We start from the raw sequence: 22,403 nt of genomic DNA, 5'->3' as shown, positions 1-22,403 counted from the left end.
AAGGCTAACCGAAACCGCGCCGGTTATGGAGCGTTGCACACCTTGGCCGGTTGAGCACGCAGACTGAGCAACAAAGCGCCTAGCGCCAACACGATCAGCACCGCACCATAGCCATCGGTGGTCGCGAGCAAACCAAAGCGGCGTGCCAAGTATCCGGCGAGCAACGCTGGCAGGCAGAACGCCAGATAACTCAGCGCGTAGTACGCCGACATCAACCCGGCGCGCTCATGAGCCAAGGCCAGTGGCACCAGACTGCGCACGGCGCCGAGGAACCCGGCGCCAAAGCCGCAGCCTGCCACCAGCGTGCCGAGGAAAAACAGCGACAGACTGGCGCTGTGCACGCCAAGCAGAATCAGCACCAGCCCCATCGGTAGCAGACTCGCACCCAACTGCAAGGCCCGTTTGGCGCTGCGACTGCGCAGGGTGAAGATCATCAGTGCGCCGGTCACGGTCAATGCCGCCACGGTTGCGCCGCCGACCAGGTTGGAAGTGGAACCGGTGGCGGCGCGCACCAGCGATGGCGCGAGGGAGGCATAGAAACCGCCGAGCGCCCAGGTTGCGGTGTTCAGCGGCAACACTCGCCACAACGTTGCACGGGCCTGAATCGGTACATGCAACGTCGGCCGCAATGACGCCCACGCCCCGGCTTGCGGCGTTACACTTTCCGGCAAACGCCAGACGTACAGCGCCTGCACCACAAACAGCGCCAGCAGCAGCCAGTAAGTCAGTTGCAACGGCGCCGGGGCGAACTCGGCCAGCAACCCGCAGCCCATGCCGCCCAGCGCCATGCCCAGCAGCGGTGCAACGCTGTTGATCAACGGCCCTTGCTGGCGGTCGGTGTCCAGCAACGTGGCGCTTAAAACCGCGGTGGCCATGCCGGTGGCGAAGCCTTGCAGAACCCGCGCTGCAATCAACCCACTGACGCTGTCGGCATAAATGAACAGCAACATCGCCAGCGCATTGAGCAGCACAGCCGTGAAGATCACCGGTTTGCGCCCCAGGTGATCGGAGAGCGAACCGACGGTTAATAACGCCGCCAGCAGACTCAGTGCATAGACACCGAAAATCAGGGTCAGCACTGCTGCCGAAAAATGCAGCTGATCCTGATACAGGTGATACAACGGCGTCGGCGCAGTGGAAGCGGCGAGAAAACTGAGTAAGGTGATCGCCAGAAACCACAAGTTCGAACGATGGGAAACGGGACTATTCATGGGCACACTCCGCTAAAGCTAATTTTTTGCTTTTGCGGAGTGTGCTACCGCCCACCGCTTAAAGCAAATTCTTTGTGTTAAGGTCTGCCGCATGGCTATTAAAGAAGGTTTACGCCCCGGCGGTCGCAGCGCCCGGGTGCAAGAGTCGATTCACTCGGCTGTTCACGCACTCCTGCAAGAACAGGAGCGCTCGAGCGTGACCGTCCCGCAAATCGCGGCGCGCGCAGGCGTTACGCCGTCGACGATCTATCGGCGCTGGGGTGATTTGGCTGCGTTGCTGGCCGACGTCGCCCTCGCCCGCATGCGCCCCGACAGCGCGCCGGCTGAAACCGGCAGCCTGCGCGGCGATATTCGCGCGTGGGCTGAGCAGTATCTCGATGAAATGAGTTCCGAGCCTGGGCGCAACATGATGCGCGACGTGCAGGCGAGCGCGACGCCAGGCCATTGCGTGACGATTATCGGGGCGCAGTTGCAGACCATCATTGAGCGCCACCCCGATGAGCCGGCACCAAGCGTTGATCGGCTGATCAATCTGGTGGTGTCGCCGGTGGTGTTTCGCATTCTGTTTTCGGCGTCGGCGCTTGAGGTGCAAGAGCTGCATCGGTTGATTGATATCGCGTTGCAGGGCTGACGTCTTCGCGAGCACGCTCGCTTCCACAGGGGAATACGTTCCAAATGTGGGAGCGAGCCTGCTCGCGAAAAAGCCCGACAAGTCACCATGAAAACCACCCGGTTCCACATCTGCGACACCCCGCCACGCCAAGACCTTGGTCGACACTGACTAACCGCCACACTCATGCGAGACTGTCCGCCCGGGCAGGAGTGCCAGGGAGTCTTCTGTCGGGAGTGTTGCATGTCGTTGTCCACCGGGCTGATCGCCGCCGTCGCCCTGGCCTATATGGCCATCATGTTCGCCATCGCCTTCTACGGCGACCGTCGCAGCACACCGCTGCCACCGCGAATGCGTGCCTGGGTGTACAGCCTGTCGCTGGCCGTTTACTGCACCAGTTGGACATTCTTCGGCGCAGTCGGCCAGGCCGCCGAGCAATTGTGGGCATTTCTGCCGATTTACCTCGGGCCAATCCTGCTTTTAGTGGGCGCGCCGTGGGTTCTGCAAAAAATGGTGATGATCAGCAAACAGGAGAACATCACCTCCATCGCCGACTTCATCGCGGCGCGCTACGGCAAATCACAATCGCTGGCGGTGGTCGTGGCGCTGATCTGCCTGGTTGGCGTCCTGCCCTATATCGCCCTGCAACTCAAAGGTATCGTCCTGGGCGTTAACCTGTTGATCGGCGCCGGCGTCGACGCCATGGGCACTCGCGGCCAGGACACGGCGCTGATCGTGTCACTGGTGCTGGCGCTGTTCACCATTGTCTTCGGCACCCGCAACCTCGATGCCACGGAACACCACCGGGGCATGGTGTTGGCGATTGCGTTCGAATCACTGGTCAAACTCTTCGCGTTTCTGGCCGTCGGCGCCTTCGTGACCTATGGCCTCTACGACGGTTTCGACGATCTGTTCAACCAAGCGATGCTCGCCCCGCGCCTTGAGCAATACTGGAAAGAGACCATTAACTGGCCTTCGATGGTGGTGCAGACCGGCGTGGCGATGATGGCGATCATCTGTCTGCCCCGGCAGTTCCACGTCACGGTGGTCGAGAACATTGATCCGCAGGATCTGCGCCTGGCCAAATGGGTGTTCCCGGCATACCTCGCCTTGGCCGCGCTGTTTGTGGTACCGATCGCCCTCGCCGGTCAGATGCTGCTACCGAGCGACGTGCTGCCCGATTCGTTCGTGATCAGCCTGCCACTGGCGCAGGCCCATCCGGCGCTGGCGTTACTGGCGTTTATCGGCGGCGCTTCGGCGGCCACCGGCATGGTGATTGTCGCCAGTGTGGCGCTGTCGACGATGGTCTCCAACGACATGCTGTTGCCGTGGTTGCTGCGACGCAATAACGCCGAGCGCCCGTTCGAAGTGTTCCGTCAGTGGATGCTCTCGGTACGGCGCGTAAGCATCGTGGTGATCTTGCTGCTGGCTTACGTCAGCTATCGCTTGCTGGGCTCGACGGCGAGCCTGGCGACCATTGGCCAGATCGCCTTCGCCGCGGTCACCCAACTCGCCCCGGCCATGCTCGGCGCCTTGTACTGGAAACAGGCGAACCGCCGTGGCGTCTTTGCCGGCCTCGCCGCTGGCACGTTCCTGTGGTTTTACACGCTGGTTCTGCCTATTGCTGCCCACAGTCTGGGTTGGTCGCTGAGCAGCTTCCCGGGGTTGGCTTGGCTGCACGGCAACCCGCTGAACCTGCCGATCTCGCCGTTGACTCAAGGCGTGGTGCTGTCACTGGCGGGTAACTTCACCCTGTTTGCGTGGGTCTCGGTGTTATCCCGCACACGGGTGTCGGAGCACTGGCAGGCCGGGCGTTTTATCGGCCAGGAAATCAGCGCCCGCCCGAGCGCGCGCTCGATGCTGGCGGTGCAGATCGACGACTTGCTGCAACTGGCGGCGCGGTTTGTCGGTGAAGAACGCGCGCGGCAGAGCTTCATTCGTTTCGCTTATCGTCAGGGCAAAGGCTACAACCCGAACCAGAACGCTGACGGCGAATGGATCGCCCACACCGAGCGCTTGCTGGCCGGTGTACTCGGCGCTTCTTCGACGCGCGCTGTAGTAAAAGCCGCTATTGAAGGTCGGGAGATGCAACTGGAGGACGTAGTGCGTATCGCTGACGAAGCTTCCGAGGTCCTGCAATTCAATCGGGCGCTGCTGCAAGGTGCGATTGAAAACATCACCCAAGGCATCAGCGTGGTCGACCAGTCGCTGAAACTGGTGGCCTGGAACCGTCGTTATCTGGAACTGTTCAACTACCCGGAAGGTTTGATCAGCGTAGGCCGGCCGATTGCCGACATCATTCGCTACAACGCCGAGCGCGGTTTGTGTGGCCCCGGCGAAGCGGAAGTACATGTTGCCCGACGCCTGCACTGGATGCGCCAGGGTCGCGCGCACACTTCCGAACGACTGTTCCCCAACGGCCGGGTGATCGAGCTGATCGGCAACCCGATGCCCGGCGGCGGTTTCGTCATGAGTTTCACCGACATCACCGCGTTCCGCGAAGCCGAGCAAGCACTGACCGAAGCCAATGAAGGATTGGAGCAACGGGTCAGCGAACGGACGCAGGAATTGTCGCAACTCAACGTCGCGTTGACCGACGCCAAGGGCACCGCCGAGGCGGCGAACCAATCGAAAACCCGTTTCCTCGCCGCCGTCAGTCATGACCTGATGCAGCCATTGAACGCCGCACGACTGTTCTCTGCCGCCCTCTCCCATCAGGACGACGGCTTGAGCAGCGAGGCGCAGAAACTGGTCCAGCACCTCGACAGTTCGTTGCGCTCGGCTGAAGACTTGATCAGCGATCTGCTGGACATTTCGCGCCTGGAAAACGGCAAGATCAATCCGGATCGCAAGCCGTTTGCAGTCAATGAACTGTTCGACACGCTGGGGGCGGAGTTCAAGGCGCTGGCCCAGGAACAAAGTTTGACGTTCCGCGTGCGTGGGAGTCATTTGCGCATCGACAGCGACATCAAGTTGCTGCGCCGGATTTTGCAGAACTTCCTCACCAACGCTTACCGTTACGCCAAAGGCCCGGTTTTACTGGGTGTGCGGCGACGTAACGGGGAATTGTGTCTGGAGGTCTGGGATCGTGGGCCTGGTATTCCGGAAGACAAGCAGCACGTTATTTTCGAGGAGTTCAAACGCCTCGACAGCCACCAGACGCGCGCCGAAAAAGGCCTCGGCCTTGGGTTGGCGATCGCCGATGGCTTGTGTCGCGTGCTCGGTCATACGCTGCGGGTGCGCTCTTGGCCGGGGCACGGCAGTGTGTTCAGTGTCAGTGTGCCGTTGGCTCGCACGCAAACCACACCGGTGGGCGTCGTTGCCGAGATCAATGGCAAGTTGCCGAGCGGCGCTCAGGTGCTGTGCATCGACAATGAAGACAGCATTCTGATCGGCATGAACAGCTTGTTGAGCCGCTGGGGCTGCCAAGTGTGGACGGCGCGCAATCGTGAAGAATGCGCCGCACTGCTCAGCGAGGGGGTGCGGCCGCAACTGGCGTTGGTCGACTATCACCTTGATCACGGCGACACCGGGACCGAGTTAATGGCGTGGTTGCGCACAACTCTGGGCGAGCCGGTGCCGGGCGTGGTGATCAGCGCCGATGGGCGCCCCGAGATGGTCGCGCAGGTACACGCGGCGGGCCTGGATTATCTGGCAAAACCGGTGAAACCGGCGGCGTTGCGAGCGTTGTTGAGTCGGTATTTACCGCTGTAAATCTCGGTTTGCAGCGAAACGGCTGATGCCTTCGTGAGCAAGCTCGCGCGCCCAGAGTTCAGGTGACCCTCGTGGGCGCGCACTGGTGGTGATTATTCGGGTAGCTCGACCAGCCCATCGACATCCGTCATCGCCCGCTCGAGCAAATCTGCCGGCAAGCTCTTACTGGCGCGCGCGCCCAGCAGCTTGAGCTGTTCACTGCGACTGACCAGATTGCCACGCCCTTCTGTCAGTTTGTTACGCGCTGAGCTGTAGGCTTTGTCCAATTGCTGCAGGCGATTGCCAACCTCGTCCAGATCCTGAATGAACAGCACGAACTTGTCGTACAGCCATCCGGCGCGCTCGGCGATTTCCCGGGCGTTCTGGCTCTGGCGTTCCTGCTTCCACAGGCTGTCGATCACTCGCAGAGTCGCCAGCAACGTGGTCGGGCTGACGATGACGATATTGCGGTCGAACGCTTCTTGAAACAGGCTGGGCTCAGCCTGCAATGCTGCGGAAAACGCCGCTTCGATCGGTACGAACAGCAAGACGAAATCCAGGCTGTGCAAGCCCTCCAGGCGCTTGTAATCCTTGCCGGCCAAGCCTTTGACGTGATTGCGCAGGGACAGCACATGTTGCTTGATTGCCACCTGCCCCAGCGTGTCGTCATCCGCCGCCACATATTGTTGATAGGCCGTGAGGCTGACCTTGGAGTCGACCACCACTTGCTTGTCGCCCGGCAGGTAAATGATCACGTCGGGCTGGAAGCGCTCACCGTCCGGGCCTTTGAGATTGACCTGGGTCTGATATTCGCGGCCCTTCTCCAGACCTGCGTGTTCCAGCACCCGCTCAAGAATCAGCTCACCCCAGTTACCTTGGGTTTTCTGGCCTTTCAGGGCGCGGGTCAGGTTGGTCGCCTCGTCGCTCAAACGCAGGTTGAGCGCTTGCAAACGCTCCAGTTCCTTGGCCAGCGAGAAACGCTCACGGGCCTCGGCCTGATAGCTTTCTTCCACGCGTTTTTCAAAGGACTGAATGCGTTCTTTCAGCGGATCGAGCAACTGGCCGAGACGCTGCTGACTGGTTTCGGCGAAACGTTGTTCACGCTCATCGAAGATCTTGCCCGCCAGTTCGGCAAACTGCGCACGCAGCTCATCGCGCGAGCCTTGCAGGTCGTTGAGGCGTTGTTGATGGCTTTCCTGCTGCTCACGCAGTTCGGCGTTCAGCGAAGCCGCCTGAGCATCGAGGCGCCGCAGCTCAGCCTCTTTGTTGGCACGCTCGATATTCCAGGCATGGGAGGCGTCACGGGCATCGTCGCGCTCGATTTGCAGCAGTTCGACTTCGCGGCGCAGTGCCGCCAGATCGGCCTGTTTGCTCGCGTTGGCCTGCCCTAGGTCAGCGACTTCGTCGCGGCTGGCATCAAGCTGAGCGTTGAGCCCGTCCTGCGCCAGTTGCGCCATGGCCAGCCGCTCTTCGAGCAAGGCCACCTCGGCTTGTCCGGTGCTCGCCCGCCGTTGCAGTTGCCAGGCCAGCGCCAACAATGGCAGCCCAGCGCCTGCGAGACCGAGCAATACGCTGGTCAAGTCCATAGCCATAGCGACTCCTGCCGATCCGATAAAGCCTGAAGGGTAACGAAGGTGTCAGAACTTGGACAGCTCAGTCTTCGATGAGACCAAGTTCCTGTTGAGCACGACGGTCGCCGGCACGGGCCGCCTGACGCAGCAGTTCCTGACCGATGCGACGGTCCCGGGCATTACCGCACTCGCGGCACATCAACTGACCGAGGCGGCTTTGCGCGGCAACCACGCCTTCACGCGCCGGTTGCTTCAGCAAGCGCCCCGCCAAGTGTTTGGCGTTATGGCTGTCACTCAGGCGCGGACTGTCGAGCAACCATTCGGCCACACGCACGGAAAATCGCTTGGGAGAGGTAACACGGAGATGTTCTGAGGTAACAGAGTCTGGTACTGAGCGAAACTTCATAAAGCACTGTGGGACAGATCGGAAGGCGCGCCACTCTACTCTCTTTTTCTTACAGGTAAAGTCGAAAAATAACCCGGCACGCCCGTGCTAGAGCAAGCGCTCGGGACAATCCACAGAAGCTGTGGATAACTCAGTGGACAACCGCTCTCCAACCCTCGCAAAGCCTTGTGGAATGGGGCCCGCAGTCAAACTGACGATTTTTTCACCAACAAAAAAAAGCGATGTTTTTCATTGACTTAAACTTTCGATACAGGCAGCCACTGGAGTCAGGATTGATGTGACAGCGTCGTTACAGCCTGCGCAACTAATGTGCACAAGTGCCTGTTACCCGGTTATATCAATGCGCTTTTTCGGTTCGTTTTGGCACCCTGACTGGGGATAAAGGGCTCTGAGGCGCCGTTTCACGGATATATCTTCGCCGACCGACGGTCGAGATGTGTGCCAATACGGGGCGCCCTGCGGGGTCGTATCGCGAACTCCGCTCGCTACTGCAATCTTTTTCAACGCAGGGTTTGCTTTGTCCAATTCGATCCGTTAGTATCCGCAGCGTTAGTACCAAGCTGAAAGTCAATTCCGGTCGAACACATCCCCACGGTCAACCTTCTTCCAAGAAGCCACTACCGAAAAAAGCGGGACCGACCCCTCGATGGTTTCCAGGTAAATCTTGCGACAACACAGCCTTTGAATGAATGCAAAGGGTGTTGCGAAGGCCACTTACTCTGACCGAACCAACCTGCAAATTGATCAGGATCTTCACCCCGGGCCCAGAACCTTTGCCCTTGATGTGTTGCCTGCCCTCCTAAGTACCTACCTGCCAGCCCAAGCGCGCCAACTTAATAGCGCTTCAAACTGGCTGCTTTGTTCCAGTCGGGTTCTTCGTTCGACCAATGGTGGTCGACGTTACTGGAACGTTTTAACGTTGCACGGTTCTTATCCGTGTCATTTGTAGGAACACCTAATAACTATGTCTGCTCAAATCCATACTCAGGATGCCATTCGCACCCTAACCAACGCTTTTGCACCAATGAACTGCCTGATCATGGCCGCTCGCAAAGGCTGCTTCAGCTTCACCGTGGTCAATGAACACGGGATCGCCCGCCACAGCGAGCGTCTGTACCCCGATCAATACTCCAGCGCCGAACCGCTGCAGGCCGTGATCGATCGTACACGTCAGGCCTTGATTGCCTGAGAGCCGAAAAGGCTGCAAAAAGCAAAAGCCCTGCTTAAAACGCAGGGCTTTTTATTGCCTGATGTTTCACTTTTCACCCTCGACGCCTAAGCACTATCGGATATAACGGTTATAACTCACTGCCGGAAATATTTTAAAAACAGGCCTTTACGTCGCAAATATGACACTACACTTCAACTCAAGCGGCGTGATCCGCTTCCGGCGAGCCTGAGTCGATCCACCGCTGCCAAGGCCACCTTCAGGTATCGCCGCCCAATAACAAGATCCGAGGGTTTTATGGGTATCGCTGCCAGCGAACTGTGTCGCTACGTGATCCGTCCTACGCTGATTTATCTGGGACGCCACTGCGCAACTGCCGAATCCCTTTTGCTGGGCATTGCCGCCAGCCAGTCCGACCTCGGGTCCGCCCTGCATGACCGCCGAGGCCACGGCCTCTACCGCATCGCCGAGCATCGCCATCAGGCACTCTGGGATGACTATCTGGCGCTCGATCCGGAACGCGCCAGCCTGGTTCGCGGACTGGCCAGCCAGCATGCCTTTCTCAGCAGCCCGCACCTGGAATTGACCGTCAACCTGCGTTACGCCACGGCCATCGCCTGGCTGCTGGTGGAAGAACAAAACCCCACCCTTCCCGCCCCCAATGATCTGCTCGGCATGGCGCGTATCTGGCGTCAGACTTTTCAACCCCAGGGTCGCTTGCGGGACTTCACTTATGCATGGCAAACCTGTGTTTCACCACTGAATCAGGTCGCTTGCTGACTGACCAGTTTTTCAAGATCGCCCATCATGTCGCCATTCTGGTCGGATTGTCCTACAAAACCGCTCTAACTCAACGCATACGGACTATAGCGCCGGAACGAAAATGTTGGTAATTTTCGCCCCGGTGATCACCAGGAGTTCTAATAATGAAAAAAGTAATGCTCAAAACCACCCTTAGCCTCGCCGTTGCCATGGCATCCACGCAGATTTTCGCCGCCGGCTTTGCCATCAACGAACACAGCATTAGCGGGATGGGGACGGGTTACGCCGGGCGATCTTCTTCTGCCGACGACGCAAGCACTGTTTATGGCAACCCTGCCGGCATGTCGCGCCTCAAGCGCGAACAAGTCACTGGCGGTGTTGCATTCCTCGACGCCAAGACCGATATCAGCGACGGTAGCTCCAGCCCTAACGGCGGCAGCAACAAAGGCGACATGGTGCCCTTCACCTCCGTACCTATGGGCTTCTACGTCAAACCGATCGATGAACATTGGGCATTTGGTCTGGGGGTTTATGTTCCGTTTGGCCTGATTACCGACTACGAAAAAGGGTTTGCCGGTCGTTACTTCGGCAGCAAGTCCGAAGTACAGGTCATCACCTTTCAGCCAACTGTCAGCTACGCCTTCAACGACAAGGTGTCGATCGGTTTCGGCCCGACCATCAACCGCATCGACGGCACGCTGGAATCCAACCTGTCGGCCACTCAGGCCCTGCCGGATGGCAAGGTCAAGATCAAGGGTGACGACACCGCACTGGGCTACAACATCGGCGTGCTGGTACAAGCCACCGACACCACGCGACTGGGTCTGACGTATCACTCCAAAGTCGACTACAAGCTTGAAGGCAACACCAAGGTCAACTACGGCGCATTGGCCCTGGCAGGCCTTAGCGCCAGCCAGAAGTACGATGCTTCGCTGAAGATCACCACGCCTGAGTCCATCGACTTCTCGGTCACCCAAGCGATCAACGACCGCTGGAACGTCTATGCCGGTTCCACCTGGACCCGTTGGAGCCAACTGGAAAAAATCACCGTCAAGAACTCCGGCGTACAGCCTGCATTGGCCGGTCAGTTCGGTGAAATCACCGAAGACCAGAACTGGCACGATTCCTGGGCTTATGCCGTCGGCACGTCGTACCAGTTGAACAAGGAGTGGGTACTGCGTACCGGCCTGACGTTCGACCAGTCGCCGACCAACAACGTCGACCGTTCGCCACGCATTCCTACCGGCGACCGGACGATCTTCAGCATCGGCGCTGGCTGGAGCCCGACCGAAGACCTGACGATCGACGTCGCTTATTCGTACCTGAAGGAAGAGTCGGTCAAGATCCGAAACGAAAACGATCGCGGCCAGACCTACAACTCCAAGTATGAAAACTCGGCAAACGGTTTCGGTCTCGGCGCAACCTACCGCTTCTGATGCTGTCAGGCGAGGCTAACCCCTCGCCCACTAAAAAGCCCCGCCTCGGTTAAAGAGCGCGGGGCTTTTTCATTTAGATCAGGGTTTCAGCGGCTTTGAGGCAATGGCTTTCTCGATCGCGGCGAGAAACTCCGGATCATCCGGCTTGGTCAGGCTGGAGAAATTGGCGATCACTTTGCCCTGGCGATCCACCACGTATTTGTAGAAATTCCACTTCGGCGCACTGCTCTGCGCAGCCAACACCTGAAACATATGCGTGGCGTCATCACCCCGAACCTTCTGCGGCTCGGTCATGGCGAATGTCACGCCGTAGTTGGCATAGCAAACCTTGGCAGTCTCAGCGCTGTCCTTGGACTCCTGTTTGAAGTCGTTGGAGGGCACACCGAGCATTTCCAGACCTTGCGCCTTGTAGCGCTGATTGAGTGCCTCGAGGCCTTCGAACTGTGGCGCGAAACCACAGAAACTGGCGGTGTTGATCACCACCAGCGGTTTGTCGGCGTACTGCTTGCACAGATCAATGGAATCCTTGGCACGCAATTTCGGCAATGAGCCTTGCAACAATTCCGGACAGTCAGCGGCCTGGGCCAGGCCAGTCAACGCCATCAGCAACGCGGGAACAGCACACCAGCGCATCAGCATTTCGAGCATCCTTGAGCAGTCGTCAGAGTTCGACGTTACTCGCCAGGCCTGTTTCTAGCAAATACTCATGCCCAACTGCATCAAGGCCAGGCCTCCCTGATGCCAGCCCCACCACACCAGCGCCAGCAAGGCGACGCCGAGCGCGGTGAGGGCAATTCGTGACCACAAACGGCTCATGCAGCGCCAGCACTGGTTTGCAGGCGTGCGACAGGACGCTCGCGCACCGGCCAGTTCAACGCCGCCGCCAACAGGCTCAGAAGTATCGCCACTTGCCAGATCAAGTCATAACTCCCGGTACGGTCATACACCACCCCGCCCAGCCACCCTCCGAGGAAGGCACCGAGCTGATGGAACAGAAACACGATGCCACCAAGCATGGATAGATTTCGCACGCCGAACAAGGTCGCTACCGTACCGTTGGTCAACGGCACCGTCGACAGCCACAGAAAACCCATGGCCATGCCAAACACATACGCCGATGTCGTTGTCACCGGCAGCCAGAGGAACAACACGATCACCACCGCCCGCAGCAAATACAACGCTGTCAGTAAACGTGGTTTGGACATGCGGCCACCGAGCCAACCGGCGGTGTAGGTGCCGAAGATATTGAACAGTCCGATCAGCGCCAGCACCGTGGTGCCAACCGTGGCCGGCAAGTGTTGATCAACCAGATAGGCCGGCAAATGCACGCCGATGAACACCACCTGAAAACCACAGACGAAAAAGCCGAAGGCCAACAGCCAGAATCCAGAGTGCGAACAGGCTTCACGCAGGGCTTCAGAGAGTGTCTGTTCATGACCGAGTACTGGCAATGGGTTGTCTTTGAGCATGCTCACCAGCGGCACAATAAGCGCCACCAATAGACCCAACACCAGCAGTGCAGCCGACCAACCGAGCCAGCCGATCAGACCGAGCGTGCCCGGCAACATGGCGAACTGGCCGAAGGAGCCCGCAGCGCTGGCAATGCCCATGCCCATGCTGCGTTTTTCCGCGGGCACCGCGCGACCGACTACGCCCAGGATCACCGAGAACGAGGTGCCAGACAGACCAATGCCAATCAACAGGCCAGCGCTCAGGGACAGCGTCAACGCCGAATCCGACAGGCCCATGCACACCAGCCCCGCGGCGTAGAGCACGCCACCGACCAGCACCACTTTCGCCGCGCCGAAGCGGTCAGCCAGTGCGCCGGTGAACGGCTGGGCGAGGCCCCAGATCAGGTTCTGCAAGGCGATGGCAAAGGCGAACACCTCGCGCCCCCAGCCAAACTGCGCACTCATCGGCGACAGGAACAGACCAAAACCGTGCCTTATGCCCAATGACAACGCCAGGATCAGCGCACTCCCCAGCAACACCCAACCGCGCGTACGCCACATCGATGTCATTGTTGTTCTCCATTCGCGGGTATATACCCGCTTGAGCCCGAAAAAACCGGCGCTACGCCAGTTCGTCGAGCAATCTGAGCAAGGTTTCACGCTTCTCGGCGCCCAAGCGATCAATCAACCGCTGCTGCGCCGCTTCCCAGGCCGGCAATGCCGCTGCCAGTCGCTGTACACCGGCCTCGGTGAGCCGGACGATGCGGTTACGCATGTCCTCGCCTTCGGCCAGCGCGACCAATCCCTCGCCCTCCAGCACGCGCACATTGCGTCCCAGGGTGCTGCGGTCCAGGCCCATGGCTTCGGCCAGTTCCGAGATGCTCGGTTGCTCCAGACGCTGCAGATTGCACAGCAAAGAATACTGGGCAACGTTGATCCCGAAGCCGTCGAGAGCGCCGTCGTAATGCCTGCTGACGCCACGCGCGGCGCGACGCAGGTTGGTGCACAAACACTGAGAAGGAAGCATGGTGCGTGTATATACCCGTGACTGTGTTAAATCAAGTTACACATCAGTTTATCAATACGGTTTGTGCCGCGTGATAAGCCAGCCATCTGTCAGACCAAGACCAACCCCACCAACACCGCCATCTCCAGCAATTCAAGCAACGCCCCCGCCGTATCCCCGGTCGTCCCGCCCAGCCGTCGCATCATCACTTGCCGCAGCCAGAAAAACACAACGAGCGCTACAACCAAAGCAACCATCGCTTTGAATCCGGCGATCAGCAAACAAGCCGCCGTACTCAACCCAAGCACCTGCCAACCCGCCTTGCGCGGCAGATGATCGGCCAGCGCTTGCCCCAAACCACCGGCGCGCACATAGGGCGTGGTCAGAAACAGCCCGAGCAACGCCGCCCGCCCAAGCAGCGGCACGATGATCAGCGCCATCGCTTGATGCTGTTCAATCAACGCCAGCAAGGCCGAGAATTTCAGCAGCAACACCAGCACCAGCGTCACCACAGCGATCGGCCCGCTGCGCGGGTCTTTCATGATCGTCAACGTACGTTCGCGATCACCAAAGCCGCCCAGCCAGGCATCGGCACTGTCGGCCAGCCCATCAAGGTGCAAGGCGCCGCTGAGCAACACCCAAACCGCCAACAACAGCGCCGCGTGGAGCAGCAAGGGTGCACCGGCCAACGCCAGGTTCAGCGCCCAAAGGATCACGCCGAACAGCAATCCCACCAGCGGATAGAACAACAGGGAGCGCCCAAGCTGTTCCGGCTCTGGCATGCCCGGCAAACGAATCGGCAGGCTGCTCAGAAATTGCAGGGCGATCCAAAGCGGCAGCATGTCAGTGACCTTCCTTGAGCAAACCGTCAACCTCGACCGTCAGCGAGAACAACGCGCCGTGACCGACTTCAACATTGAGCAACTGTTCACGCGGCAATCCTCGCGCTTGCGCCAGCAACAGGCGCATCACGCCGCCATGACTGATCAGCAGCACCCGCTCACCCGCATACGCCGCTTGCAGCCGCGCCACCGCCGTCAACACCCGCGCAGAAAAATCACTGACCGGCTCGCCCTGCGGTGGCGTAAACCCATACGGGTCAGCCCAGAACAGCCCTAGCGCCTCGGCATCCGTCTCCATCAGCGCCGCCGCGCTCTGCCCTTCCCAAGCGCCGAAATGCAGTTCTTGCAGATCCTTGTCCAGTTGCACCGGCAGATTCAGTTCTTCACCGAGTTCAGCGGCAAACCGCGCGCAACGCTGCAATGGCGAACTGACCAAACGATCCCACGGTCCGCCCGCGACAACAGCTTCACGCATCTGCGCCCAACCCTTTTCGGTGAGCGCGTCATCGAGACTGCCGCGCAAACCACCGCCGAGTTCGGTCTCACCGTGTCGCAGTAAATCCAGACGCAACGTCATGCCGGACGATCCGCCACCGCAGCCTCAGCGAACGTCGCCATCTGTCCGTGCAGGTCGCAGGCCAGACGCAGCAGTGGCACCGCCAGCGCGGCGCCACTGCCCTCGCCAAGACGCAGGCCGAGTTCCAGCAACGGTTCGGCGCTCAGGGTTTCCAGCACATGGCGATGCCCCGGCTCGGCACCGCGATGCCCGAACAGCAGCCACTCGCGGCAGGCCGGATTCAAGCGCACCGCGACGAGCGCGGCGACGGTGCAGATAAAGCCGTCGACCAGCACTGCTACGCCTTCCTGCGCGCAGGCCAGATACGCGCCGACCAGCGCGGCAATCTCGAAACCACCAAGGTTGAACAGTGTCTGCAACGCATCACCACGCTGTGCGGCGTGCAACGCCAATGCGCGCTCGATCACTTGCGCTTTATGGCTGACACCTTCGGCATTCAAACCGGTGCCGGGGCCGGTCAGGTGCGCCACCGGGCAATCGAGCAACGCACAGGCGAGCGCACTGGCCGCGGTGGTATTACCGATGCCCATTTCGCCACCGATGAACAACTGCGTACCCGCCGCTTTGGCACGCAACACGCTGTCGCGACCGGCCAGCAACGCGAGTTCGCCTTGCGATTGAGTCATCGCCGAACCCTGAACGAAATTCGCCGTGCCTGCGCCGATATTCAAGTGACGCACTCCCGGCAGATTCAGCGTGGGCGTTACCGTGCCCAGGTCCACCACTTCCAGTTGTGCGCCGAGCGTGCGCGCCAGCACGCTGATCGCCGCGCCGCCGCTGACGAAGTTGAGCAGCATCTGCCCGGTCACTTCCTGCGCAAATGCCGACACACCTTCAGCCACAACACCGTGATCACCGGCAAAAATCGCAATCCAGACCTGTTCAAGCGTCGGTTTCACCTGCCCTTGCAGACCGGCTAACTGCACCGCCACCGACTCAAGCCGCCCCAGAGAGCCGGCTGGTTTGGTCAATTGCTGTTGCCGCGCCGCCGCTTGTTCAACGATATCGGCGCTCACCGGTTTGCACGGGTTCAGCCACCAGGTTTGGGTCATAAGGCAGGTCCTTTCAGGGTCAGGGGCAGGCCGGCGACGGTCAGGACGACACGCTGACAGCGCTCAGCCAGAGCTTGATGCAGCCAACCGGCTTCATCGACGTAGCGGCGAGTCAATTCGCCCAGCGGCACGACACCCATTCCGGTCTCGTTGCTGACAAAAATGATTTCACCCGGCAGTGACGCCAGGCAGTCCAACAGAGCATCGCGTTCGGCGGTCAGCCGCTCGGCGTCGTCGAGCATCAGCAGATTGGTCAGCCACAGGGTCAGGCAATCGACCAGCAGGCAACGCTCGGCATTGGCGTTTTCGCGCAGGACGCGGGCCAGTTCCAGCGGTTCTTCGATGAGTGACCATTCGGCTGGACGACGGGCGCGGTGGTGGGCGACGCGCTCGTTCATTTCACCGTCCAGCGGTTGGCTGGTGGCGATGTAGGTGACTGACAGGTTGCTGTCGGTGGCGAGTTTTTCCGCCAGGCGACTTTTGCCGGAGCGGGCGCCGCCGAGGATCAGTTGGAGCATGGGAACATCCTGAAAGTTATGTATTGAGGCCACCGGCCTCTTCGCGAGCAAGCCCGCTCCCACAGAGAACGCGGCAGCCGAAACACCCTAGATCCCACAGAGCTGACGCAACAGATCAGTATCGAGGTGCTTCTCCACCAGATCCGCCAACCGCTCGATATCGCGCTCGCGCAACCCGTGATAATCCACTTCCTGCACATCGCTCAGCCCCGCCCAGCGCAGCAACGCCGCACTGGCCGCCGGCGATTCGAACAAGCCATGCAGATAGGTGCCGAACACCTGCCCATCAAGGCTCTGCGCACCATCACAACGACCGTCATCCAGCCGCACTGCGGCGTTCTCGAGCGCCGGCCCGGTCGTCACCCCGGCATGAATCTCATAGCCACTGACTTCAGCATCTTCCAGCGCCAGACGCCCGCGCACATTGCGTAATTGCTTCTCGGCCTCAAGCTGCGTTTCAAACGCCAGCAAACCGAGACCGGCACTGGACCCCGGCGAGCCTTCCAGCCCCAGCGGGTCATGCACCTGCTGACCGAGCATTTGCAGGCCGCCGCAAATCCCCAGCAGCTTGCCGCCATAGCGCAAGTGACGGTTGATCGCCGTGTCCCAGCCGTTGGCGCGTAGATAGGCCAGATCACTGCGCACGCTTTTCGAGCCGGGCAGGATGATCAGGTCAGCCGGCGGAATCGCCTGCCCCGGGCCGACAAATTGCAGATCAACCTGTGGATGCAAACGCAGCGGATCGAAATCGGTGTGGTTGCTGATGCGCGGCAGCACCGGCACCACCACTTTGAGCACTTGATCGGCCTTGTCGGTCTGGCGCTGGTCGATGCCGTCTTCAGCCTCCAGATGCAGATCCATCACATACGGCAACACGCCGACCACCGGTTTGCCGGTGCGCTGCTCAAGCCAGTCGAGGCCTGGTTGCAGCAAGGCGATGTCACCGCGAAAACGGTTGATGATGAAGCCTTTTACCCGCGCCTGCTCGCTCGGCGACAGCAACTCCAGCGTGCCAACCAAATGAGCAAAAACACCACCTCGATTGATGTCGGCAATCAGTAGCACCGGGCAATCGACCGCCTCGGCGAACCCCATGTTGGCGATATCGCCAGCGCGCAGATTGATCTCCGCCGGCGAGCCTGCGCCCTCGACCATGACCAACGGGTACGCCGCGCTCAATCGCTCGTGAGAGACCAGCACAGCCTTCATGGCGATGGCTTTGTAGTCGTGATAGGCCACGGCGTTCATGCTGGTGACGGCGCGGCCATGGATGATCACTTGCGCGCCGGTGTCGCTATTGGGTTTGAGCAGTACCGGGTTCATGTCGGTGTGCGGCTCAAGAAACGCTGCTTGTGCCTGCACCGCTTGCGCCCTGCCGATTTCGCCGCCATCGGCGGTCACCGCGCTGTTGAGTGCCATGTTTTGCGGCTTGAACGGCACGACGGCGACACCCTGGCGCGTCGCCCAACGGCACAGTGCGGTCACCAACGTACTTTTGCCCGCGTCGGAGGTGGTGCCCTGCACCATCAGGGTTGTCATTTCAATTCCTTGGAAAAGGCCTGCAGCGCTTGTTCGAGACGTGCCTCTTCAGCCGCGTCGGCAGGCAAGCCGAAACGCAGGCTGCTGTTGTGGGTGAAGAGGCGCAGAAGGATGCCGCGACGGGCCATGAATTCATGCAGCGCGGCGGCGTGCTCGGTGATCAGCCACTGGAACAAGGCGCAGCCACCCTGCGGTTGGAAACCGTGACGCGCAAGCAAGGACGCCAGTCGTTCGCTGGTTTCATCGCTACGAATGCGTTGCCGGGTGTGACCTTGCGTGTCTTGCAAACAAGCCTGACCCAGCACCCGCGTCGGACCACTGACCGCCCAAGGTCCGACTTGCTCGGCGAGCAATTTAAGCAACTTGCGCTCGGCCAGGACAAAACCCAGTCGCACCCCGGCCAGACCAAAAAACTTGCCGAATGAACGCAACACAATCAAACCGACCTGATGGGTATGTGCAGCCAGGCTCAACTGCGGGGTGTTGTCCATGAACGCTTCGTCGACCACCAGCCAACCACCGCGCTGGGCCAGCCGTGCATGCCAGTCGAGCAGCCGCGCCGGGGTCAGACTCAGGCCGGTGGGGTTGTTCGGATTGACCACCACCAGCACGTCAAGGCTGTCGATAAAGAAGTCGACTTCCTGTTCCAGCACTTCGCGCACGATGTAGCCACTACGGCGCCAAGCCTCGGCGTGCTCGGCATAGCACGGCGACAACACGCCAACTTTTCCAGCCCGACGCAAGCGCGGCAGCAACTGGATGGCCATCTGCGAACCGGCCACCGGCAACACCTGCGAAGCGCCGTAATAATCGCACGCGGCTTGTTCCAGACCGTCATCGGCCTCCGGCAATCGCGCCCAGGCTCGCAACGCAATGTCGGGGATCGGAAATGGCCACGGCGCCAGACCGCTGGACAGGTCCAGCCAGTCAGCCTCGGCGATTCCGAATTCGAGTGCAGCCTTGCGCAGCCGGCCACCGTGCTCAAGCATAGAATTCAGCCCCCACGCAGAGAATCAGCAGCCATAACCATACGCCGCGCTGAACCAATTGCCAGCCGCGGTCGATCGAATCGGCATCGGCCTGAGCGCCCTCGCCCAGTTGCGCACGCTCATGCAGTTCGCCGTGATAGATCGCCGGGCCGCCAAGCTCGACACCGAGCGCGCCGGCCCCTGCCGCCATCACCGGGCCGGCGTTGGGGCTGTCCCATTTCGGCGCCTGGGTGCGCCAGCATTTCAATGCCAGTCGGGTTTTACCGAGCAGTGCGTAGGTCAACGCCACAAGGCGTGCAGGAATGTAGTTGAGCACGTCGTCGATTTTTGCCGCGCACCAGCCAAAACGCTCGAAGCGTTCGTTGCGATAGCCCCACATCGCGTCGAGCGTGTTACTCAAACGGTAGAGGACAACGCCCGGCGCACCCGCCACAGCAAACCAGAACAGCGCGGCGAACACCGCATCGCTGCCGTTCTCCAGTACTGACTCGGTGGCCGCGCGGGCGACGGCGGTGCTGTCCAGTTCACTGGTCTGGCGGCTGACCAGATAACCGACACGCTTACGCGCCTCTTCCAGATTATCGGCGCGCAGCGCCTGGGCCACCGGTTCGACGTGCTCGCCGAGGCTGCGCATGCCAAGGGCGCAATACAGCGCGAGGATCTCGACGACCCAACCCACATACGGCGCCCAGGACAATGCGGTGGCCAGCAAGGTCAGCGGCAGCACCGCGATCACCCACGCGGTCACGCCGTGGCTGCGCCAGCCCCGGCCACCAGCGTTGAACCGTTGCTCGATGCGCCCGGCAAAATTGCCGAACGCTACCAGCGGATGCCAGCGTTTCGGTTCACCCAGCAGCGCATCCAGCGCGACCGCGGCGACACTCAACAACGCCACACTCATTGACTCACTCCCCAATAATTTTCATACAGCAACTCATTGAGCGGACGCGCCTGCGCCCACCCTTCGAGTACCAGCATCGGCGCCGGATAGAATTCCTTGACCGGGCCCAGGCACAAAACCGCCAAAGGCTTGGCCCCGGCCGGCAGTTTCAGCAGATCGGCCAGTGCTTGCGGCTCGAACAACGAGACCCAGCCCATGCCCAATCCTTCGGCACGGGACGCCAGCCACAGATTCTGAATCGCACAGGACAACGAAGCCATGTCCATTTCCGGCAGCGTGCGGCGCCCGAAAATGTGTTTCTCGCGATCATCCATCAGCGCCGCGACCAGCACTTCGGCGCAGTCATTGATGCCTTCGACCTTGAGCTTCATGAACTCGTCACTGCGCTCGCCGAGGGCTTCAGCGGTGCGGATGCGTTCTTCTTCTACGAGATTGCGGATCTGCCCGCGCAGTGCGCGATCACTGACCCGGATGAAACGCCAGGGCTGCATCAAGCCGACACTTGGCGCTTGATGTGCGGCGTCCAATAAACGGCGCAGCAACTCGGGCTCGACGGTGCCGCCAGTGAAGTGGCGCATGTCGCGGCGTTCGGCGATGGCTCGATAGACCGCTAGGCGCTCGGCCTCAGTAAATGCGTTGTCGGTCATGGCCCCATCGCTGGCAAGCCAGCTCCCACAGTGGGCGGTGTAGTACCTGACGAAACACAATCCCCTGTGGGAGCTGGCTTGCCAGCGATGGCGGCCTCAAGGTCCGGCGCAAACAGCGCGGCAATCGCAGTCGGATTCGACGGGAAATAAAAGTGCACGTAAGAAGCCGTCATCCGCCCTTCCCGATAAACCGCCTCCGCACCACGCCCGCCATTCGGGCTCAGGCCTCGGGCAATCGGCGTCAATTCAGTCGTCGTCAGGGAATGGTGATAGGTGTGGCCGCGCAACGTGCCTTCCGGCAGATCAACCGCTTGCAGCGCCAATGCCGCCAGGCGCTTCTGCATCACCGCATCGCCCGCGAGCAAGCCGACCAGTTCGGCGCGACTGCCCTCAACATCCGTCAAAGAGTCGAGCAGATACAGCATGCCGCCACATTCAGCGAGCAACGGTTTTCCCGCCGCATGATGGTCGCGGATGGCGTCGAGCATTGCGGTGTTCTGCGATAACGCAACGTGGTGCAATTCCGGGTAACCGCCGGGCAGATAGAGGCTTTCAGCCTCTGGCAACTGCGTGTCGCGGATCGGCGAGAAGAAACTCAACACAGCGCCCATCGCCCGCAACAGGTCGAGGCTTGCGCCATAAGTGAAGGCAAACGCTTCATCGTGGGCGACGGCGATTCGCACACCTTTTAATAAGGGCTCTACGGTGATGACTTCAGGCGCGGCAAATTCCACGGCGGGTGGCAGCGCTACCTCGCAACTGCTGGCAAGCGCTTGGGCAGCGGCGTCCAGGCGCATATCGAGATCATTGAGTTCGCTGGCCTGAACCAGACCAAGATGACGGCTTGGCAGTTCGATGCCAGTCTCGCGAGACAATGCGCCATACCAGCGCAAGCCTTCGGTCAGACTGCCTTCAAGCAATTGTGCGTGACGCAACGTACCGACCCGGTTGGCCAGCACGCCAGCGAACGGCAGATCCGGCTGATATTTCGCCAAGCCCAGCGCCAACGCACCAAAGGTCTGCGCCATCGCCGTTCCATCAATCACACCCAGCACCGGCACGCCGAAATGCCGGGCCAGATCAGCGCTCGACGGCGTGCCGTCAAACAACCCCATCACGCCTTCGATCAGAATCAGATCGGCCTCGGCTGCGGCCTCCCACAGCAGACGACGGCTTTCCTGCTCCCCGACCATCCACATGTCCAATTGATAGACCGGCGCACCGCTGGCGCGCTCGAGAATCATCGGATCGAGAAAGTCCGGGCCGCACTTGAACACGCGCACCTTGCGCCCTTGATTGCGGTGCAAACGGGCCAGCGCGGCCGTGACGGTGGTCTTGCCCTGACCGGAGGCCGGCGCGGCAATCAGTACCGCCGGGCAATGACGTGACTGATTCAAAGTTCGACGCCTTTCTGCGCTTTGATGCCGGCCTGGAAGGCGTGTTTGATCATGCCCATTTCGGTGACGGTGTCGCCCATCTCGACCATTTCAGGCTTGGCGCCGCGACCCGTGACGATCACATGTTGCATCGGCGGACGCGCCTGCAAGTCGCTGAGCACCTGATCGAGATCGAGGTAGCCGTGCTTGAGGGCGATATTCAGCTCATCCAGCACCACCAGGCCAATCGACGGATCGCGCAAAAGCTCTCGGGACACGGCCCAAGCGGCTTCGGCGGCGGCGATGTCGCGTTGACGGTCCTGGGTTTCCCAGGTGAAGCCCTCGCCCATCACATGAAAGCGCACCTGCTCGGGGAAGCGACGAAAAAACAGCTCTTCGCCGGTGCTGAAGCGGCCCTTGATGAACTGCACCACGCCGCACTGCATGCCGTGCCCCATGGCGCGGGCGAGCATGCCAAACGCCGAACTGCTTTTGCCTTTGCCATTGCCGGTGAGCACCAGCACCAGGCCGCACTCATCAGGCGAATTGGCGATACGTTCATCGATCACGGCTTTTTTGCGCTGCATACGCGCCAAATGGCGTTCGTCACGCTCGGGGGAATCAGTCATGGGGGAGCTCTCCGTTGAG

Annotated in this window: 22 protein-coding genes; 5 read left to right on the top strand and 17 right to left on the bottom strand. The window is 60.6% G+C overall.

Annotated features, from left to right (window positions below; genetic code table 11):
- Positions 1-23: 23 nt before the first annotated feature.
- Positions 24-1,211, bottom strand: a complete 1,188-nt coding sequence (locus ACIOU6_RS20165) for an MFS transporter (protein WP_401138712.1) — start codon at positions 1,209-1,211, stop codon at positions 24-26.
- A gap of 91 nt (positions 1,212-1,302) precedes the next feature.
- Here ACIOU6_RS20165 and ACIOU6_RS20160 point away from each other — a divergent pair, with 91 nt between their 5' ends.
- Positions 1,303-1,842, top strand: coding sequence for a TetR/AcrR family transcriptional regulator (locus ACIOU6_RS20160; RefSeq protein ID WP_401138711.1), 540 nt, complete (start codon positions 1,303-1,305; stop codon positions 1,840-1,842).
- Positions 1,843-2,064: 222 nt separating this feature from the next.
- Positions 2,065-5,535: a NahK/ErcS family hybrid sensor histidine kinase/response regulator gene (locus ACIOU6_RS20155; RefSeq protein WP_401138710.1), complete on the top strand. Its 3,471-nt coding sequence runs from the start codon at positions 2,065-2,067 to the stop codon at positions 5,533-5,535.
- Between the two features lie 92 nt (positions 5,536-5,627).
- On the opposite strand, the gene rmuC is transcribed toward ACIOU6_RS20155, so the two are convergent.
- The gene (gene rmuC, locus ACIOU6_RS20150; protein ID WP_401138717.1) at positions 5,628-6,992 is read right to left on the bottom strand and encodes a DNA recombination protein RmuC; all 1,365 of its coding nucleotides are present in this window, start codon (positions 6,990-6,992) and stop codon (positions 5,628-5,630) included.
- Between the two features lie 175 nt (positions 6,993-7,167).
- A complete protein-coding gene (locus tag ACIOU6_RS20145; RefSeq protein ID WP_221732212.1) occupies positions 7,168-7,491 on the bottom strand; it encodes a sel1 repeat family protein in 324 nt (107 codons plus the stop codon).
- Between the two features lie 964 nt (positions 7,492-8,455).
- On the opposite strand from ACIOU6_RS20145, the gene ACIOU6_RS20140 reads away from it, so the two are divergent.
- The 3 genes from ACIOU6_RS20140 (at position 8,456) to ACIOU6_RS20130 (ending at position 10,857) form a co-directional block, all read left to right on the top strand.
- Positions 8,456-8,680 (top strand): hypothetical protein, encoded by a 225-nt coding sequence (locus tag ACIOU6_RS20140; protein WP_221732211.1) that lies wholly within the window; start codon positions 8,456-8,458, stop codon positions 8,678-8,680.
- Between the two features lie 276 nt (positions 8,681-8,956).
- Complete coding sequence (locus ACIOU6_RS20135; RefSeq protein ID WP_221732210.1) at positions 8,957-9,439, top strand: hypothetical protein; 483 nt, start codon at positions 8,957-8,959, stop codon at positions 9,437-9,439.
- A gap of 146 nt (positions 9,440-9,585) precedes the next feature.
- A complete protein-coding gene (locus tag ACIOU6_RS20130; RefSeq protein ID WP_401138709.1) occupies positions 9,586-10,857 on the top strand; it encodes an OmpP1/FadL family transporter in 1,272 nt (423 codons plus the stop codon).
- Between the two features lie 78 nt (positions 10,858-10,935).
- On the opposite strand, the gene ACIOU6_RS20125 is transcribed toward ACIOU6_RS20130, so the two are convergent.
- From ACIOU6_RS20125 to cobO, 14 genes are all read right to left on the bottom strand, one after another.
- Positions 10,936-11,496 (bottom strand): glutathione peroxidase, encoded by a 561-nt coding sequence (locus tag ACIOU6_RS20125; RefSeq protein ID WP_401138708.1) that lies wholly within the window; start codon positions 11,494-11,496, stop codon positions 10,936-10,938.
- Positions 11,497-11,550: 54 nt separating this feature from the next.
- Positions 11,551-11,673 (bottom strand): hypothetical protein, encoded by a 123-nt coding sequence (locus tag ACIOU6_RS20120; protein ID WP_260455855.1) that lies wholly within the window; start codon positions 11,671-11,673, stop codon positions 11,551-11,553.
- Positions 11,670-12,878, bottom strand: coding sequence for an MFS transporter (locus tag ACIOU6_RS20115; protein ID WP_401138707.1), 1,209 nt, complete (start codon positions 12,876-12,878; stop codon positions 11,670-11,672). Before ACIOU6_RS20115 ends, ACIOU6_RS20120 begins: the two co-directional genes overlap by 4 nt.
- Before the next feature lie 52 nt (positions 12,879-12,930).
- Positions 12,931-13,335 (bottom strand): MarR family winged helix-turn-helix transcriptional regulator, encoded by a 405-nt coding sequence (locus ACIOU6_RS20110; protein ID WP_221732206.1) that lies wholly within the window; start codon positions 13,333-13,335, stop codon positions 12,931-12,933.
- An 89-nt stretch (positions 13,336-13,424) separates the two neighbouring features.
- Complete coding sequence (locus tag ACIOU6_RS20105; protein ID WP_221732205.1) at positions 13,425-14,156, bottom strand: adenosylcobinamide-GDP ribazoletransferase; 732 nt, start codon at positions 14,154-14,156, stop codon at positions 13,425-13,427.
- Between the two features lies 1 nt (position 14,157).
- Complete coding sequence (gene cobC / locus ACIOU6_RS20100) at positions 14,158-14,733, bottom strand: alpha-ribazole phosphatase family protein (protein ID WP_221732204.1); 576 nt, start codon at positions 14,731-14,733, stop codon at positions 14,158-14,160.
- Positions 14,730-15,785: a nicotinate-nucleotide--dimethylbenzimidazole phosphoribosyltransferase gene (gene cobT / locus ACIOU6_RS20095; protein WP_221732203.1), complete on the bottom strand. Its 1,056-nt coding sequence runs from the start codon at positions 15,783-15,785 to the stop codon at positions 14,730-14,732. The genes cobC and cobT overlap by 4 nt, the downstream gene beginning before the upstream one ends.
- Entirely contained in the window at positions 15,782-16,303 is a 522-nt protein-coding gene (cobU, locus tag ACIOU6_RS20090; RefSeq protein ID WP_401138706.1) for a bifunctional adenosylcobinamide kinase/adenosylcobinamide-phosphate guanylyltransferase, read from the bottom strand. The genes cobT and cobU overlap by 4 nt, the downstream gene beginning before the upstream one ends.
- A gap of 87 nt (positions 16,304-16,390) precedes the next feature.
- Complete coding sequence (locus tag ACIOU6_RS20085; RefSeq protein ID WP_401138705.1) at positions 16,391-17,842, bottom strand: cobyric acid synthase; 1,452 nt, start codon at positions 17,840-17,842, stop codon at positions 16,391-16,393.
- Positions 17,839-18,831 carry a threonine-phosphate decarboxylase CobD gene (cobD, locus tag ACIOU6_RS20080; RefSeq protein WP_401138704.1) on the bottom strand — a complete coding sequence of 331 codons (993 nt, stop codon included), beginning with the start codon at positions 18,829-18,831 and terminating at the stop codon, positions 17,839-17,841. Before cobD ends, ACIOU6_RS20085 begins: the two co-directional genes overlap by 4 nt.
- A complete protein-coding gene (gene cbiB, locus ACIOU6_RS20075; protein ID WP_401138703.1) occupies positions 18,824-19,732 on the bottom strand; it encodes an adenosylcobinamide-phosphate synthase CbiB in 909 nt (302 codons plus the stop codon). Before cbiB ends, cobD begins: the two co-directional genes overlap by 8 nt.
- On the bottom strand, positions 19,729-20,379 hold the full coding sequence (bluB, locus tag ACIOU6_RS20070) for a 5,6-dimethylbenzimidazole synthase (RefSeq protein ID WP_401138702.1): 651 nt from the start codon (positions 20,377-20,379) through the stop codon (positions 19,729-19,731). The genes cbiB and bluB overlap by 4 nt, the downstream gene beginning before the upstream one ends.
- A complete protein-coding gene (locus ACIOU6_RS20065) occupies positions 20,376-21,776 on the bottom strand; it encodes a cobyrinate a,c-diamide synthase (protein WP_401138701.1) in 1,401 nt (466 codons plus the stop codon). Before ACIOU6_RS20065 ends, bluB begins: the two co-directional genes overlap by 4 nt.
- Positions 21,773-22,384, bottom strand: a complete 612-nt coding sequence (cobO, locus tag ACIOU6_RS20060) for a cob(I)yrinic acid a,c-diamide adenosyltransferase (protein ID WP_401138700.1) — start codon at positions 22,382-22,384, stop codon at positions 21,773-21,775. The genes ACIOU6_RS20065 and cobO overlap by 4 nt, the downstream gene beginning before the upstream one ends.
- Positions 22,385-22,403: the final 19 nt, after the last annotated feature.

The organism is Pseudomonas sp. NPDC087615 (genome assembly GCF_044743445.1).
Taxonomy (GTDB): domain Bacteria; phylum Pseudomonadota; class Gammaproteobacteria; order Pseudomonadales; family Pseudomonadaceae; genus Aquipseudomonas; species Aquipseudomonas baetica_A.
The sequence above is the reverse complement of the archived record's forward strand: the minus strand, read 5'-3'. Positions and strand labels throughout refer to the sequence as shown.